At 57.3% G+C, this 16,776-nt stretch carries 11 protein-coding genes and 1 riboswitch; of the genes, 6 read left to right on the top strand and 5 right to left on the bottom strand.

Annotation, left to right across the window (positions count from 1 at the left end; genetic code table 11):
• Positions 1-7: 7 nt before the first annotated feature.
• From KO499_RS14415 to KO499_RS14400, 4 genes are all read right to left on the bottom strand, one after another.
• Positions 8-736 carry a 3'-5' exonuclease gene (locus KO499_RS14415; protein WP_215984449.1) on the bottom strand — a complete coding sequence of 243 codons (729 nt, stop codon included), beginning with the start codon at positions 734-736 and terminating at the stop codon, positions 8-10.
• Positions 729-2,603, bottom strand: a complete 1,875-nt coding sequence (locus tag KO499_RS14410) for a putative nucleotidyltransferase substrate binding domain-containing protein (RefSeq protein WP_215984448.1) — start codon at positions 2,601-2,603, stop codon at positions 729-731. The genes KO499_RS14415 and KO499_RS14410 overlap by 8 nt, the downstream gene beginning before the upstream one ends.
• Before the next feature lie 169 nt (positions 2,604-2,772).
• The gene (locus tag KO499_RS14405) at positions 2,773-3,963 is read right to left on the bottom strand and encodes a hypothetical protein (RefSeq protein WP_215984447.1); all 1,191 of its coding nucleotides are present in this window, start codon (positions 3,961-3,963) and stop codon (positions 2,773-2,775) included.
• A 24-nt stretch (positions 3,964-3,987) separates the two neighbouring features.
• Positions 3,988-5,964: a TonB-dependent receptor gene (locus tag KO499_RS14400; RefSeq protein ID WP_215984446.1), complete on the bottom strand. Its 1,977-nt coding sequence runs from the start codon at positions 5,962-5,964 to the stop codon at positions 3,988-3,990.
• Positions 5,965-6,105: 141 nt separating this feature from the next.
• Positions 6,106-6,337: riboswitch (cobalamin riboswitch) on the bottom strand.
• A gap of 65 nt (positions 6,338-6,402) precedes the next feature.
• Here KO499_RS14400 and KO499_RS14395 point away from each other — a divergent pair.
• The 4 genes from KO499_RS14395 to KO499_RS14380 all read left to right on the top strand — a co-directional run bounded on the left by KO499_RS14395 (position 6,403) and on the right by KO499_RS14380 (position 14,404).
• Positions 6,403-7,299 (top strand): cobalamin-binding protein, encoded by an 897-nt coding sequence (locus KO499_RS14395; RefSeq protein ID WP_228339960.1) that lies wholly within the window; start codon positions 6,403-6,405, stop codon positions 7,297-7,299.
• Positions 7,286-8,260: a FecCD family ABC transporter permease gene (locus tag KO499_RS14390; RefSeq protein ID WP_215984445.1), complete on the top strand. Its 975-nt coding sequence runs from the start codon at positions 7,286-7,288 to the stop codon at positions 8,258-8,260. Before KO499_RS14395 ends, KO499_RS14390 begins: the two co-directional genes overlap by 14 nt.
• Positions 8,260-9,024: an ABC transporter ATP-binding protein gene (locus tag KO499_RS14385; RefSeq protein WP_215984444.1), complete on the top strand. Its 765-nt coding sequence runs from the start codon at positions 8,260-8,262 to the stop codon at positions 9,022-9,024. Before KO499_RS14390 ends, KO499_RS14385 begins: the two co-directional genes overlap by 1 nt.
• Positions 9,025-9,538: 514 nt before the next feature.
• Positions 9,539-14,404, top strand: coding sequence for an autotransporter domain-containing protein (locus tag KO499_RS14380; protein ID WP_215984443.1), 4,866 nt, complete (start codon positions 9,539-9,541; stop codon positions 14,402-14,404).
• A 36-nt stretch (positions 14,405-14,440) separates the two neighbouring features.
• Here the strand turns inward: KO499_RS14380 and KO499_RS14375 are convergent, their stop codons facing one another.
• Entirely contained in the window at positions 14,441-15,433 is a 993-nt protein-coding gene (locus KO499_RS14375) for an AraC family transcriptional regulator (protein ID WP_215984442.1), read from the bottom strand.
• A 155-nt stretch (positions 15,434-15,588) separates the two neighbouring features.
• Between KO499_RS14375 and KO499_RS14370 the strand changes: the two genes are divergently transcribed.
• Both KO499_RS14370 and KO499_RS14365 read left to right on the top strand, forming a co-directional pair.
• Positions 15,589-16,119 (top strand): hypothetical protein, encoded by a 531-nt coding sequence (locus KO499_RS14370; protein ID WP_215984441.1) that lies wholly within the window; start codon positions 15,589-15,591, stop codon positions 16,117-16,119.
• 108 nt (positions 16,120-16,227) lie between these two features.
• Positions 16,228-16,752 carry a hypothetical protein gene (locus KO499_RS14365; protein WP_215984440.1) on the top strand — a complete coding sequence of 175 codons (525 nt, stop codon included), beginning with the start codon at positions 16,228-16,230 and terminating at the stop codon, positions 16,750-16,752.
• Positions 16,753-16,776 lie beyond the last annotated feature (24 nt).

The following is a 16,776-nucleotide window of genomic DNA, read 5'->3' as shown; positions in this document are numbered from 1 at the left end:
CGCCATGCTACAGCCACAGATCCGCTATCCGGGTATCCCGACTGAAATGGTGAAGTATCTGGGCCTGTAGCAACTCGGCTGTGGCAATGGCATCAATCAACGCGTTATGGGCTGCGTAGTGAGGCAGTCCATAACGCAGCCTGCTGTCAGCCAGCCGGATGGATACCGGCTTCTTTCCCATCAAGCGCTGCCAGCGAGAAGGTTGGCGATCCGGGTGCAGGAAGGCTTCGATAGCCATGGTATCGAGCACCGGGAACCGGATTCCCTCGCCAAGTCGCCAACGCAGGGCGACATCCAGGAAAGATCGTTCAATATTGCGGTAATGAACTACCGGGATATGACCATTCAGATAGCTGAACAGCTCTTCCAGAATCTTCTCAAGGTCTGGTGCCTTGTCGATATCGCTGTGGGTAATGCCGTGAATCGTCACAGACGTCTGGTGCAACGGCAGCTTCGGGCGAACCACCCAGTGCCGTGCTTCTGTAAGCAGGATGCCGTCCAGCGTGAAGGGTACCAGCCCGATACTCACTATGGAGTGCTGGTTGGCATCAAGACCGGTGGTCTCGAAATCAATGGCTAACAGCCTGACGTCAGAAACCGGGGTGTCGGGTGACGGACATCCGCTCTCGTAAAACGCTTTCAGGATCGGTGATTTACTTTCTCTGGCCAGTGCCTGGTATTGCTCAGGCCAGGGCAAGCTGTGAACGTGCGAATCGTCAGAAGAGGCATCAGACATTGCGGGCCACCTGAGTGTTGTACCGGAATCTCAGGAATTTCTGGGCATTGTTGACGACCTGAAACGCATCCTTCAGATGGCTTCGTTCGAACGGCGACAGATCCTCCGGCCGAACATTGTTGTCTGGTTCCCGATTGGCTTCGATTGCCAGGGCCTGATGCCGGATCCGGACAATGGAAATAAACTCCAGCGCATCACGCAGATTGCCCAGGTCATCGTCCAGAAGAAGCTTGGTGTTGCCAATGGCTTTGAGGCGCTCGAAGGAATTCTGCGCACGGGAACCACACGCCAGGGCGTGGATCCGGATAAGATCCGACAGCGGCGCCGTTCCCCGGCGTTTAAGGTTGAACGTTTTCTGATGTTTACCGTCTTCCTCAAGCACAAAGGTCCGAAAGAAGCCGATGGGAGGCGTACGGTTCAGGGCATTGCGGGCCATCATCGCAAGGAAGCGCTGGCTGGTACTGGCTTTGTCGGCCACCAGGGCCTTCAGCTGCTCTGCGAACTCGGTTTCTCCGTGGATGCCGTCCAGATCGAAGAAAATATTGCTGTTTAACAGTGCCTCAGCCTTCGGGTTCTCGATCCAGTCGGTAAAATAGTCTTTCCAGACCCGCAGTGGTTGCCGCCACTTCTGGTTGGTGGCCATGATGTCGCCGGTACAGTATGTGTAGCCACATTCGGCGAGCCCATCGCTGACAAACTTTGCGAGCGCGAGGAAGTACTCATCGTGCTTCTCGGGCACAAAGCTGTCATCCAGAATCATGGCGTTATCCTGGTCGGTGACGACCAGCTGTTCGTCTCGTGCCATGGAACCAAGGGCCATAAAACAGTAGGGGACAGGAGCTGGCCCCAATTTCTCTTCACCCAGTTCCAGCAGTCGCTGGGTAAAGCTGCGGCCAATACCGGCCATGGCACTGCCGATCATGTGGGAATTGGCGTCTTCGTTCACCATACGAACGAAGCTGTCGCGGACATCCCGGCTGATTCGTTTCAGGCCTTTCTTGTCCTGTTGGTGATAGATATTACTGACCAGATACAGACTGCTCTGGCTTTCGTATTTCACAATATCCGACAGGGCGATCACACCCCGGACTTCATCCCCATCCATCACCGGCAGGTGGTGCACATTGTTGTGCAGCATGGTGAGCATGGCTTCGAAAATGAACAGATTCGAACGAATGGTGATCAGATCTTCAGACATGATCTCACTGATGGGGGTTTCCGAGGCCAGGGCTTCGCTGAGGGCACGGGTTCGCAGATCACGGTCGGTAATAATGCCCTTGAGTAGCGGCTTCTGGCCTTCCTCATCCGTGAGTAACAAGGCAGAAACGCCGTTTTCAGTCATGATCCGGGCGGCTTCCTGCAGCCGGACGGTGCAGGGGGCAGAAATGGGCTCACGGGATATCAGCCGGGTTACCTTGGAGGTCATCAGTTCGTTGGATTTTTCCCGCCGGGAAAGCGCAGAGCGCAGACGACTGCGGTCTTCAATCTCAACAAAGTCGGCGAAGTTGTCATCGTTTTCCCACAGATGCTGGAAGGTCTCGCCTGGTATTTTATACACCAGGGTGTCCTCCAGCGCCTTTGCCGGAAAGCGGACTTTTCTGTTCATCAGCAGGCCGAACTGACCAAAGACCTCACCTTCGCCAATCCGGTTGTACAGCTCGCCGGAACGCCGGTAGATCTCCACAGCGCCACTACGGACATAAAAGAGAAAGCTGCTTGCTGCACCAAACTCCAGGATCTGGGTGCCGGCTTTGAAATAGACCACCTCAATGCTTGCAACCACAGTGTCGAGAAGGTCATCGGCCATCTCGTCAAACGGCTGGTATTGTGCCATGTGATTGCGGATGTCGATGAGCTCGGCCTGCATAAGTCTCCCGGATAATTGGTGGTTGGTATTGTTGACTGGTGAATATAGCAGGGGTGTTGCGGACTAACCATTCGGCCAGCGACTGAGGCGGTATCGAAACAGGGAAGGGCGTTGCCTGAAATCAGGCCGACACAGGCTCCGGGAGCCTGTGTCGGCCTGGTTGGCCTGATCAGAAAGTGTCGTTGATCTCTGCGAAGCTAATGTCTTGCGGCAGCAAGGACGTTTCGATGAAATCAGCCTCGGTGTTGTCGGATATGTTGATAACGCGAATACCCGGATTGTTCACACGGGCATCGGCCAGCCAGAGTCTTCCTTCAGGGCTGAGCTCAATATCGCGGAAGTCCGCGCCGGAATAGCTTCCGACTGTTGTCAGGCTGGATGCACCCTGAGATGGATCAAAGCTTTGCAGGGAGATGGATTGATAACCGGCGTACTCGAGAATATACCCTTTTGTGGCGCTTACGATCACCGCATCACTGATCTGGGTGTTGATATCCTCATCTGCAATCATTGGCGTGATGGAGTAGTTCACCGGATCCACCAGATCGAGGCTGCTTCCAGCTGCTGTCGAGTAGGAGCCAATGTTGTTTACGATGACACCCGTCCCCTCAAGATACTGAATTCCTGATGGATTGGTCCCGATCAACGGAATACCCTTCAGAGCGTCCGTCGCATCGGCGTTGGTTTCGATTTCTGTGTCTGTGGCGGTATCGAATACGGCGACGTACGAGCGATTTGAAGGCTGGTAGCTGCCGTCGAGGCGTTGCAGGGTAATGAACAGCTTGCCATCCACGACGACGCCCGATGAGATGCCCGGAGCCCCGGTGGTGTCAGCAGGAAGATAATCGGACAAATCCAGGGTTTCACCGGTAAAGAACTCGGAAGCCTGAGTTGCCGAAGGATCTACAATCCAGACAGTGTCTTTGTTATACCGAAGAAGGTAGGCCTTGGTTTCGTTGACGAAGACCAGCTGATACGGGTTGGCACTGTCGGTTTCACCCTGAGCCAGGGCGCTTGTCTGCCAAATCTCGGTGGCCGGGTTCTCGATGTCGATCTTCAGCACCTGATCCGCCCCGAACTTTCTGAGCAGGAAGTAGTTCTGGCCGTATCCCTGCACCGAAATGTCGGATATGCCACTAAAGTAACCGCCAGAGGCGGTCATGCCGGAGTCATCAATGGCGGCAAGCTCTACCTCGCCAGAGGCGTAATCATCCGACGCTGTCGCGATAATGCCGACGCGAGTGGTGATGGTAAGGTCGTCAGAGGAAGACGAATCTCCCCCGCAGCCGGCAAGAATCAGGGACAGACCGAGAGATAAGGTAAGCCCTTTGGTCTTGAAATTGGAGATGGGGTACGTCATGGCAATTCCTTTTTTTTAGGGTAGTCAGAAAGTGTGTTTCAGGTTAACGAACCAACTGCGACCAGGTCCCGGGAAGCGGTTGTAATCCTGGTACAGTTCGTCAGAGAGGTTGCGGACTTCCAGAGCAAGCTCGCTTTGACTGCGGTTTTGCCAGATTCGGACCCAGCGTAAGACCGCATTCAAGGTCTTGCGTGGGTCGGCTGGCAGAATGTTGGCTGAGTCGTAGTAGAGCTTGTCGTCGCGCTGATAGGTCAGTTCGAACGTGAAGGGGCGCAGATGCCACTGACTTCCGATCAGCCATGACTCGTGGTAAATGCCGGGGAGTTGCTTCTGGTAGCGCACCCGGTTCGAGTCATCGGTATTTTCGGATTCCTGGAAGGTGGCGTTGCCGAACACGGACCACCAGTCCGCGATCCGGATTGAACCGTCCAGTTCGACACCGTAGATTTCCGCTTCCAGATTCACATAACGGCCAACCCCCCGCGCGTCATAGGTGGCAACGACCGCCGGATCGAGAGTCCGGAAATAGCCGGTGACTTCCGCATGCCCCCAGCCCCGGTCGGTGCGAAGTGACAGGTCGTAATCGAGCGACTCTTCCGGGTTCAGTTCGTCGTTGCCGACGAACAGGCCCTGTTGTCCATAAAGCTCCTGTAGCGTGGGAATTCGGATACTTCTGGCAACGTTGCCTGAAAGGGTCCAGTTGTCCAACACTATATGACTGAGACCCAGTTGCCACCCGGTGTAATCCGAGTTGGCGGTTGTTGACGTGACGTTGCCATCACCTTGCGCCAGGTTGGAATCGTCACGGGTTATGTAGTGGCGCAGCGCGGCCTGAGTTTGCCAGCGTCCATCGTTGGTTCGCCATTGATGACTGAGCGCCGACGCAATCTGCAGGCGGTCCCGGTTGTCTGGTGAGGTCGTGTTGAGCGTATTGATCTGTTTGAAATCAAAGTGACTGACATCGACACTGGTTGTCAGCGTGTGGTTGGCCAGTAACACGCTGACCGTATTGATCAGACCCAACTGACGAGTATCAGTGCTGACGTCGCTGGAGCCCAGGCCCACCCGGCCGGTACGGTTGTCATAGCGTTCGCTGATGTCACCAGCCACAAGGCGGTGGCTTGAGTGCACGGCGCCATCCAGCCAGCCTTGCTCCCGGTAATGAAGCTGCAGGCGAAGGGTTTCGTTGTCGAGGGAGGCGTTATTGTCCCGCCAGTTTTGAATGGTCGGGATTCCCTGCTCGTGGTGACTGTATTGGATCAGGGCGTCAACCTGACTGGTTTCGGAAAGCTCCCGGCCCAGTTTGGCGCTGAAGGAATCCTGTTCGAACTCTGCGTTGCGTCTTGTGGTTGTGCTGCCGTCGTTAGGGTTGAACCAGTCCAGAGCGTTGGGGTATTCGAAGTCGTTATCGCTGGACTGGCGGTCCAGCGATAACCAGTAGTAGACATCGTCGGTGCTGCCGCTTCTGTACAGGCCGGTTTGGAAGGTGTCAAAAGAACCGGCTCCGAGATTGATCCGTGTTGTATCCTCAAGGTCTTTGCCCAGGGTTTCCAGTACAACGGTGCCCCCGATACCGGTTTGCGCCAACTGGGCAGGCGCCCCGCTTGGATAGACCTGGATTCTTTGAATATCGTTAAGCGACAGCTTGCCGAGATCAACACCGCCTGTGACAGGATCGTTCAGAACCATGCCATCCAGAATGACCTGTACCTGACGAGAGGTTGAACCCCGGATCGAAATTGCGGATGAACTGCCAAGGCCCCCGCCCTGACGAATCTGAACGCCGGTCTGACTGCCCAGGACATCAGCGAGGTTGGCGGTTCGGTTGTCGAAGTCGTTACGATCAACAATACGCACAGGCCCGGTGGACTGTGACGGATCAATATCGGCTGCGTTGTTGATACGAGAACTCTCAACCACAATGAATGGCAGTTCGTCTTCCGCGTGCGTCACTGACGTTGTACAGAGCACAAGCATCACGCATAGAGTTTTTCGATACATCGAAGATAAGAACCCGGGCTGCGAAAGCTATAACGTTCAGCCAAAGAAACCGGCTTTGGCTGCGTGAATAGCTACCAAAGGAGGTTTAGCGCCCGTGAATCGAGGCAGCAAACTCCGTGTCTATGGCCCGCCGCCATGCAACACTGATAGCCGGTAGCAGGCCGGTCTCCGGGCTTGCGGCTGACGACATCGTCGGAGTAGGATGCCTTCCCGCAGTGACTTACTGCAGTGGCTGGCTCTGGGCCTGTCCTCTCAAAACCGCTTACCGTTGCGGGGGCAGCGTCGGGATTGCACCGATCTTCCCTGTTTCACTTGTCCTTCATGGCTAAGCTATTCTGCTCAGAGGACAAGCACCTGCTACGGATAGAAATCTCCCGAGAGTTTACGGTTCGGGTTATCTTCAGTCAATCGGACTGCAGGGCAGCGGTTGCCAGTCTCATGACCACACGCACAGGTTTGCATTGCATGGTTTATCGGTTTTTGTTGTTGCTGTTTCTGGGGATGGCTAATGCGTCTGCACAGACGTGCGTGGTTGATGCGATCAACCGCAATGTGTGCCTGACCGAGCCCGCCCAACGGGTTGTTTCTCTCTCTCCGGGGGCAACGGAACTGCTGTTTTCTGCAGGTGCTGGTGAACAAGTGGTTGCGGTGAGCGCCTGGAGCGACTATCCGGCAGAAGCTGAGCAGTTACCGCAGGTTGGAGACAGTAATCGCCTGGACCTGGAGGCCATTGTTGCTCTGGCTCCGGATCTTGTGGTGGCCTGGGTGGATGGCAATTCCCGCAGCCAGATGGACAGGCTGTCTGACCTCGGCATTCCGGTATTCTGGCTTGTGCCGCGGGAGTTCGAAGACATCGCCCTGGCGGTGGAAAATCTTGCGTTGCTGACGGGTTCGCCTGACGTGGGTCGCCAGCGGGCCGAAGCCTTCCGCAATGAGATTGCAAGTCTGCAGGCCAGGAGCGCCAACGCCAGACCGGTGAGCGTGTTCTATCAAATTTGGGAACAGCCGCTGATGACCGTGAATCAGGACGAGTTGATCAGCAAAGCCATCACACTGTGCGGCGGCACCAATGTGTTCGGCGAGCTGCCCCGGCTGGTACCCCGGATCAGCCGGGAAGCGGTTCTGGAGGCGAATCCCGAGGCAATTGTTACCGCCGGGTCATCGGAGGACAGGCAGTGGCTGAAAGCCTGGGAACAGTTCCCGGGACTTGCGGCAGTGGCCGCTGGCAATCTCTTTCTGGAGCCGCCGTCCCTGCTGGCCCGGCCAACGCTGCGAATGGCCGATGGAGCCAGGCATCTATGCCAGACCCTGGAGCAGGCCCGTGCCAATCTCTAGCCCCTACAAGCCTCTGCTCAGCCTCGCTCTGGCAGGCGTTCTGGCGGCTGTGCTTTCCGTCAGCATCGGCAGCACGGCCATGGGTGTTGACGATATCCTGCGGGTTATAGCCGGTAGTGGCACAGAATTGCAGAAAACGCTCATCCTGGAGCTCCGGCTGCCACGCACCCTGAGCGCCTTTGCGACCGGAGGGCTGCTCGCCGTCGCAGGGGCTCTTATGCAGGTGTTACTGCGAAACCCCCTCGCGGATCCATACGTGCTTGGCCTCTCGGGTGGCGCCGCGGTGGGCGCGTTGCTGGCAATGCTGGCCGGCACTGCCGGTTTTCTGGTTTCCGGCTCCGCGTTTGCCGGTGCCATGCTGGCAACCCTGCTGGTGTTTGGTCTGGCCCACGGAAGTGGCAGCTGGACCCCCTCAAGGCTGTTGCTCACCGGTGTGGTGGTGGCCGCTGGCTGGGGTGCCATTATTACTCTGATTCTTTCGATGACACCGGCCAGCCGGTTGCCCGGCATGTTGTACTGGCTGATGGGTGATTTGTCCCACGCCGCCACCCCCTGGCCCGGCCTCGTGATTCTGCTGGTGGTTTGTCTGGTGGTATTTCCCCTCGGACGGGCCTTGAACGTGTTGGCCCGTGGTTCCCTGCAGGCGGCGGCGTTAGGGGTATCGGTTCGGCCCCTGGAGTGGTCGATCTACCTGATGGCCAGCCTGTTGACAGCCACCGCCGTCACCATGGCCGGGTCGGTTGGCTTTGTCGGTCTCGTGGTGCCACACATGCTGCGGCTGGTGCTGGGCAACGACCAGCGGCTGATCCTGCCGGCCTGCGCACTGGCCGGTGGCACGTTGCTGGTGCTGGCGGACACCCTGGCACGGGTGGTCATCGCGCCGGAACAGTTACCCGTTGGTGTGATCACGGCGTTGATCGGTGTTCCAACCTTCCTGTACCTGCTGTACCGGAGCCGATGATGCCGTGCCTGACCACTGAGAAGCTGATCATCGATATCCCCGGCCGTGCGTCCGGCGTGCCCCTGAACCTGACTGTCGAGCCGGGTCAGGTGTGGGGCGTACTTGGCCCCAATGGGGTTGGGAAAACCACCTTGCTGCATACCCTGGCGGGATTGAGGGCGCCCAGTGGCGGGCGCCTGCTGCTCGATGGAATGCCGCTGGTGGATAGTCGACGCAAAAGCGTTTCGCAACAGTTGGGATTGGTGTTTCAGGATCGACAGGATGGTTTCCCGGCAACGGTTCTGGAAACCGCTCTGATCGGTCGCCATCCCTGGTTGTCACCCTGGCAGATGGAAAGTGGCGAGGATCTCGCGCTTGCGGAGCGGGCTCTGGAAGCCCTGGATGTCATCCATCTGAAGGATCGCCTGGTGAGCACGCTTTCCGGCGGCGAACGTCAGCGCGTAGCCATTGCTACCCTGATGACCCAGGAGCCGAAAATCTGGCTGTTGGACGAGCCCACCAATCACCTGGATTTACAGCATCAGACCTCTGTTATGAGGCTGCTGCGCGAGCAGGCCGCCATGGGCCGGGCTGTCTTCATGTGTCTCCATGACCTCAATCTGGCCGCACGCTGGTGCGATCAGATCCTTTTACTCTACTCCGATGGTCAGGCCTGTTGGGGCCCCGCCCGGGACATGCTGGTAACGTCGGCGCTGGAACGCCTGTTTGGTCAGCGCCTGCTTTGTGCCGAGTTGGATGGCTTCCCGGTGTTTGTGCCAGGGTAGCACCGAATCAATACGGAAAGCTGTAATGCCCTTCAGGCAGGAGATATACGATAGTTGTTGCAAAACTTCGCTCCACCAGTGTCAGAGCTTTCTATCCGACGCTCCCGGGGGCGGCTAAGCAGAAAGCATTTCTACGGTGCGAAAGCCATAAAAGTGCGGAAAAATCATAAAAACCGTTACTTGTGGCATGCTTTGCTCGTCGTTATGCTTTTTGTTGACTGCAATAAAGCTATACCTGCTTGTGAGTCCGGAACAACACAGAGTATGGCTTGAACACGCATTATCCCGATGAGGTGTTTCATCATGACAGTGGACGGACAACCGACACCCTTCCTTGTTGCGCGATGCCTCACTGCAGGCCCTCGCACACTCTGGCCCGTGGCGACACCGGGGCGGCAAGCCGGGCGTTGTTTGCGGAAATCCGATAGTCCCCCCGTCACAGCCCCTTCATACTCGTTGCCAAAAAGGCTGACGCCGGATTGTCGGCCAACACACCTTGCAGAGAGCAGTAACCATGAATCATGCCTATCGCGTCGTCTGGAACGAAGCCCTCAACGTCTGGATGGCGGTTGCCGAGATCAGCCGCCGCAAGGGTAAAAGCAAAGCCTCCGTGCTGCTCAGCGGCCTGCTGCTGGGGGCCTCGCCTGCGGGGGCGGTGGATGAAACCTTTACCGCATCTTCCGGGAACTGGTCGGTTGATGGCAACTGGGCGGACGGCTCGGCACCGGTTCCCGCAACGGACCTGCAGCTGATTTTTGACAATACCTCAGCCACGAATCTCGAGACGACCCACGACCTTGGTGGCCTGACGCTGAACAAGCTGACTGTTGTCTCGCCATTCCCGGGTAGCACTTTAATCAGAATCCATGCTGGTGACCCTGCCACCGACAGACTGGTTTTTGACGGTACCGACGCGGAAATCAGGCGTTCTGCGCCTGGCGGCGCTGCTTCCGATACCTGGATTCACACCAAACTAGAGCTCGGTACGACTGCTACGTTTACAGCCGATAATCCCTCATCGGGCGAGACGTGGCTATTGGGTGGCCTGTCCGGAAGCGGTGGCCTGACCGTCACCAACGGCATGATGCTGGGTCTCGGAAAACAGGGCGAAGGGCACTATAGCGGCGACACCACAGTGGAGCCTGGGGGCGAACTGGCAAACAGTGCCACCGCCCCCAATTCCCTCAGTGCCGCGTCCCGCCACATTATTGATGGCACTCTCCGGATGGCTAATTCCGGTGCCATTGGCAGCCTCGAAGGCGCTGGCACTGTACGCCTTCAAAACAACAGAAGCCTGGAAGTCGGTGCCCTGGATACCAACACGCTTTTCTCCGGGGTAATAAGAGAAGATCAATCATTCGCTCCTGGTAGTCTCACCAAAACCGGCACCGGCACCCTGACCCTGACCGGGGCCAACACCTACACCGGCGGCACCACCATCTCTGGCGGCACCCTGCAGATCGGCGACGGCGGCACTTCCGGATCTATTGCCGGCAATGTGGTCAACAACAGCTCACTGGTGTTCAACCGCGCCGATGACTCGACCTTCGCCGGCGCTATCAGCGGTAGCGGCACCGTCGAAAAGCAGGGCTCTGGCACCACCATTCTCACCGGTACCCATACCTATGCTGGCGAAACCCGTATCTCCAACGGCACCCTGTCGGTACGGGATGGGGGCAGTATCAGCCATGGTGCCGCAGGCATGTTCGTGGGCGATACCCTCGGCCAGACCGGTATCCTGGAGATTGGGGCGGGTGGCTCCGTAACGAGTGAGCGCTCCAATATCGGACTCGGGGGCATCGGGGTGGTCCGTGTCGGCGACAGCGGTGCGCAATGGCAGCTGACAGAGCAGCTCTTTCTTGGAATCCTGGGCGAGGGTACCCTGGAGCTCCACGATGGTGGTGACGTGGAGATTGCCAGCGAGCTGAATGTGGGCAATACCCCGGGCAGCACTGGGCAAGTAACGGTGGATGGCGCCGGGTCGGACCTCAAAGCGTCGCAACTGAACCTGGGACGAGATGGAAGCGGTGCCCTGACTCTGGCGCACGGAGGATCGGCTTCAGCAAATGAGGGTAATGGGAGTGTTATTCTAGGGGAGTCTATGGGTGGCAATGGCACCCTGAATTTTGGTGCTTACGACCTGTTGAACCCGACCACCGCCGGCACCCTGGAGGCAGATGCCATCGAGGTTCAGGATGGCTCAGGCACCCTTAATTTCAACCAGACCGACACCCTGACCCTGCCGGCAGATATCCGGAAGGGTGGCTCGATGGGCAGCGGGGTGGTCAGCGTCAACCAGCGCGGCACCGGTACCACCGTTCTCACCGGCACCAATACCGACTGGGGCGACACGACGGTCTCCGACGGCACCCTGCAGGGCAGCACCACCAGCCTGCCGGGCGATATCACCAACAACGCGACCGTGGTCTTCGACCAGGGCGTTGATGGAACCTATGCCGGCACCATGACTGGGACAGGGGAACTGACCAAGCAGGGTGCAGGCATTCTGACCCTGACCGGCACCAACAGCTATACCGGTGATACCACCATCATTGACGGCACCCTGCAGATCGGCGATGGCGGCACCTCAGGTGCCATTGTAGGTAATGTGATCAACAGCAGCTCGCTGGTGTTCAACCGTTCCGATGATTCCACCTTTGCCGGGGATATCAGCGGCACCGGCACTGTCGCCAAGCAAGGCACCGGCATTCTGACCCTGACCGGCACCAACACCTACACCGGCGGCACCACCATCAATGGCGGCGCGCTGCAGATCGGCAACGGTGGCACCTCCGGGTTTATTGCGGGCAATGTGATCAACAGGAGCTCGCTGGTGTTCAACCGGTCTGATGATTCCACCTTTGCCGGTGAAATCAGCGGCACCGGCACCGTATCCCAGACCGGCACCGGCACCACTATTCTTACCGGCACCAACACCTTTGCCGGCGAAACCCGTGTCTCCAACGGCACTCTGGCCGTGCGCGATGGCGGCAGTATCAGCCATGGTGCGGCACGTCTATACGTGGGCGATACCGCCAGCCAGACCGGCACCCTGGAGATCGGGGCGGGCAGCTCCGTGACCAGTGAACGTTCTTATGTCGGTATAAATGGTGGTATCGGGGTGGCCCGTGTCAGTGGTAGCGGCGCGCAATGGCGGCTGACAGAGCATCTTTATGTGGGTGCTTCGGGCGACGGAATCCTGGAGGTCAATGATGGCGGTGAGGTGGATGTTTCCGGCGTAACGTTGGTGGGTAATGGGCCGGGAGGAAGCGGACAGGTAACCGTGGATGGCGCCGGGTCGGTGCTCAGGGCGGAGGGGCTTACGTTGGGCATTTTAGAAAACGGCACCCTGACTCTGGCGAATGGAGGTATTGCCTCAATAAGTGACGGTAGTGCCCGGGTTAAATTAGGGTATAGCGGGAGCGGCCATGGCACCCTGAATTTTGGCGCCTACGACCTGTTGAACCCGACCGCCGCCGGCACCCTGGAGGCAGATAAGATCGAGATTTGGGATGGCTCAGGCACCGTCAATTTCAACCAGACCGACACCCTGACCCTGGCGGCCGATATCGTACAAGGCGGTGGAACGTCCAGCGTGAACCAGCGTGGCACCGGCACCACCATCCTCACGGGGGCCAATTCCTATTCCGGTGACACCACCATCTCCGATGGCACCCTGCTGGTCAACGGATCGCTCGACAACTCCCACATCCTGGTCAATGGCGGTGCCCTCGGTGGCAGCGGGTCGGTGGGTAATGTGACGGTCAACAGCGGTACCGTCACCCCGGGCAACTCCATCGGCACGCTCTCGGTGGGCGGCGACTGGACCCTGGGCACCGGCTCCACCTATCGGGTGGAATTGATTGGCGGCGGCAGTACCGCCGGTACCCACAACGATCTGGTGGATGTGGGCGGTGTCGCCACCATTGACGATGGCGCCCTGATTCATGTGACACCAGAAAATGGCACGGACAACGGGTCGACCACCTATGCAGACGGTGCCCGCTACACCTTGGTTCAGGCTGGAGGCGGCCTGACTGTCAACGGTCAGCAGGCCGTCACCGACGACTACGCCTACCTTAACTTCAGTACCGACCATGACGGTGATGCCTACTATCTGACCAGCAAGCTGCGACCTGTGACTCCTAAACCACCAGAGCCAGAGCCAGAACCGGAACCGGAACCGGAACCGGAACCGGAACCTGAACCTGAACCTGAACCTGAACCTGAACCTGAACCGGAGCCTGAACCGGAGCCGGAACCGGAGCCAGAGCCAGAGCCTGAGCCGGAACCTGAGCCAGAGCCAGAGCCAGAGCCGCCGATTGAGACCTTTGCCCTGGAGGGCATGAACCGCAATCAGACGGTGGCGGCAGACGCGGCGTTTTCCCTGGGAGCCGGGCAGTGGGTGTATGACCGGGTTCTTAATATGAGCGAGGCCCAGGCCATTGTCGCTATGAGCCGGCTGTCCGGAGAAATCCATGCCGGCACCCGCACCCAGCTGGTAACCAGTGCTGAACAGGTGCGCCAGGCGGCCCTGCAGCGCATGCATGCCGCCGGTGATAATGATCGGGGCCTGTGGTTCTCGGTGTTGGGACAGTCCCGGGAGCTGGAGGGGGGAAGCCAAAGCGCGTCCCTGGACATCGACAATTACGGCCTGGTGGTTGGTGTGGACAGTCGGTTGAGCAATGGCTGGCGTCTGGGCCTGTTTGGAGGAGGCAATTCCGGAGAGGTCACCATTGGCAGCCAGGAGGCTGATGGCGACAGCGACACCCTCTACCTGGGAGGGTATGTCAGCAAGCACTGGGATGGGTTCAATCTGAACCTGGGGTTGGGCTATGGCTGGAGCGAGGCCGAGACCGAACGAAGGCAGGTGCTGGGGCAAACCCTGACCGCTGAATACGATGTTAGCAATTTGCTGGCGTTCTCCGAGTTGGGTTACCGGCTGCCGTTCCAGAGCTACTGGCTGGAACCCTATGCTGGTGTGTCCTGGGTATCGCTGAGCAACGACAGCGCGCAGGAGCAGGGCGGCAACGCGGCACTGAGGATCAAGAGCGAGGACAGCGGCACCGGGTTCAGCATTTTGGGCCTGCGTGGCGGCACCGGGGTTCCCCTGGGTGAAGCCAGTATCAACCTCCACGGCTCAGTGGGCTGGAAGTACGCCTTTGCGGACCGGGGGGCTGAAAGCCGCCTGGCCTTTGTAGACGGCGGCAATGCCTTCACCATCCAGGGCACACCCTTGGCTCGCCATACGGCTGAGGTAGAAGTGGGTGCGTCGGTGCAGGTGTCACCGGATTCGACCCTGGGGCTCAGCTATCAGGGCGAGATGGCACGTGATGCTGACAGTCAGGGTGTAAGCCTGGACTGGACGCTTCGTTTCTGAGGCTCGTCTGTCCCCACATGGCAGGGGCGCAACCCGTTATTGGGTCGCCCCTGTTTCCACTAGCCGCAGAGTTTGCCCTGGTGTCTCACCAAAATGGTCCCGATAGGCCTTGGTAAAGTTGCTGACATGGTTGTAGCCCACGGCATGGGCCGCGGCTTTAACGGGTATGCCCTTTTGATGGATCAGTTCCCGTGCATGCCCAAGGCGCTCCCGCCGGAGGAATTCTTTGGGCGAGCACTGCGCAAGCGTATGAAATAATTGGCCCAACTGACGTTTGGAAATGCCGAACCGTTTGCAGATGTCGTCAGTCTTTAGGGGGAGTGCAAGGTGACTGCGAATGTAGGTCTTGAGATCCTCAAAAATGTGCTCTCCCCAGAGTGAAACTGTCTCTTCCTGGTTGGAATCCCTGGTAAGAACGATACGGCTCATCTCAGCGAGTATGGACAGGGATATTCCTTCCAGGGCGAGCTCCTGAAGTGAGTCTGGTCTGCAGGTTTGCGGCGAGAAAATATTGGCCAGAAGGCTGCGCAACCGGGATTGCACGGGGATTTTTCGGCTGACCACCCCGGTTTCCGGAAATGATGAAAAAGCGGCCAGATCGCCGGGCAGTGTGTCCCCCAGCCTATGATGGAATGTAGGGATGTTAACGGTTACGCCAATGTGCCTGACCGTCTGCCCGCCCCTGAGAATAATGCGTGTACCATTGTCCTGAACCCGGAAAAGAAGCCCGGACTGAGGCGTTATCGGGTGCTGCACTCCATCCGGGGTTTCCAGCAGCACCTCGCCCGTCAGTAGCAGAATGCTGCACAGCAGATTGCCGAGTTCAGTTTCGCCTGCATTGCTGTCGATAATGCACTCGTGTTGCACACGGAATTCTGATCGGTAGAGCTGTAGCCCGTCATTGAAGGCAAACATCTGAATGCGACCCAGGCCAGCTCCTTCAGGCAGAGGGAATTCCTGTGCTTCAAAGTCCCAGAGGATCTGGTGGCCGGGAGCGGAAGTTCCTGAAAAACGACGGGTATTGGTCATGAGGAGGGTGTCAGGTTTAGGGAGCCTTTAACGAATAAGATCAGCTAACGCTAACAGATCTACCCTCACGATCAAGCTGAATGATAATGAGACAGAAATGCGTTGTGCCCGAAATTGTGTTTTATTAATGTTGGTGCAAAATCAAAAGGTATCGAATGTTTAAGTACGAAACGCCTCCCTGGGGCGCCAGGTTAATTTGTTTTTCTTATTTTATTGTATCTTTTTGTATGTTGATTGCTTTTTATACTTATAATAATTGGTCTGGTAATTCTCCGGTTATATTTAAGTATGTTTTTTTAATGTTAGGTTTGGTGTTTTTGGTGCCTGCGTTAAAACCTGGAAATTGGAAAGGTTGGGTTTACTTTTCGGCGGACAATAATGGCTTGAGTTTCCCGGCTTCGTTTAATGAGTCTAAAAATAAGTTATCTCTTGGTGTTCCATGGGAAAATGTTGGCATTATAAAGAGTGAAACTTTGTATGGGAACGTAAGAGGAATTTCAATAGAGCTGAAGATCTCTAAAGATGACATTGAGTCACACTTTGGAGAAGTCGATCGTACAAATAAGTTTTTAGGTTTTGATCAAAAAAGAGGCGATTATTTTGTAGTTGCATACGCAAACAATGCGTTTCAACGTGTGTCAAGCGTGGTAGATTCGTTAAATGCAATTAAGCGCCAAAACCTATAACACGCAGGTCAAGCAGAGCTCGTAACGGTTGGTTCGGTTCAGCAGCACGTTTTAGCCAACAATCACACGTCGCTTGGTAAGTTGTTATGCCCTTGATAGGAGCCCGGAATGAGATTCTCGATATTGATAGGCGGTCTGCTTATGGCTTTCGTTGCTGCGGCTGCAGCCGCCGCGCCACCGGACTGTGTCATTGGGAAATATCAAGCCTACACGCAGACGCAGAAAACCTGGCAGGGCAGCGTCACCCAACTGGTTGTGGAGATGGCCCCGGAGTACGAAGACGTAGCTAAGTTGTATCTGGAAAACCAATTGCGATCGGTCGAACGCCGCGAGATTGAGGTGGCGTTCTTCGCCCATGCCGAGCCCGCCAAATTGCGCACACAAATGCCATTGAACAACTGGCTGAGCCTGTCCGAAGCGGACCGTCAGCGCATCGCTTCCGAGAACCAACGGTATGCACAACTCCGCGAGCAGGCTCGTGCCGCCCGCTCCGAGCCCGCACATCCTGACGGTAACGGTCTTCGCGACGTCATGCAGACCGAGGTCATGCAATCTCCTGCCTACAAGAAGCTAATGCAGAGGTATCTTGAGTCCATGAAAGCGGCTGAAGGTATCGAGTGTGCAAAGGCATAGCACCTCAACAAATCCAAATACCAT

The sequence above is a fragment of the Marinobacter sp. F3R08 genome, assembly GCF_018860425.1.
GTDB lineage: Bacteria > Pseudomonadota > Gammaproteobacteria > Pseudomonadales > Oleiphilaceae > Marinobacter.
This window is presented reverse-complemented; position numbering and strand designations above follow the sequence as displayed.

Excerpts from the sequence above, each read along its gene's own strand:
- KO499_RS14415 (WP_215984449.1), bottom strand. The coding sequence starts at position 736 with ATGTCTGATGCCTCTTCTGACGATTCGCACGTTCACAGCTTGCCCTGG.
- KO499_RS14410 (WP_215984448.1), bottom strand. The coding sequence starts at position 2,603 with ATGCAGGCCGAGCTCATCGACATCCGCAATCACATGGCACAATACCAG.
- KO499_RS14405 (WP_215984447.1), bottom strand. The coding sequence starts at position 3,963 with ATGACGTACCCCATCTCCAATTTCAAGACCAAAGGGCTTACCTTATCT.
- KO499_RS14400 (WP_215984446.1), bottom strand. The coding sequence starts at position 5,964 with ATGTATCGAAAAACTCTATGCGTGATGCTTGTGCTCTGTACAACGTCA.
- KO499_RS14395 (WP_228339960.1), top strand. The coding sequence starts at position 6,403 with ATGACCACACGCACAGGTTTGCATTGCATGGTTTATCGGTTTTTGTTG.
- KO499_RS14385 (WP_215984444.1), top strand. The coding sequence starts at position 8,260 with ATGCCGTGCCTGACCACTGAGAAGCTGATCATCGATATCCCCGGCCGT.
- KO499_RS14380 (WP_215984443.1), top strand. The coding sequence starts at position 9,539 with ATGAATCATGCCTATCGCGTCGTCTGGAACGAAGCCCTCAACGTCTGG.
- KO499_RS14375 (WP_215984442.1), bottom strand. The coding sequence starts at position 15,433 with ATGACCAATACCCGTCGTTTTTCAGGAACTTCCGCTCCCGGCCACCAG.
- KO499_RS14370 (WP_215984441.1), top strand. The coding sequence starts at position 15,589 with ATGTTTAAGTACGAAACGCCTCCCTGGGGCGCCAGGTTAATTTGTTTT.
- KO499_RS14365 (WP_215984440.1), top strand. The coding sequence starts at position 16,228 with ATGAGATTCTCGATATTGATAGGCGGTCTGCTTATGGCTTTCGTTGCT.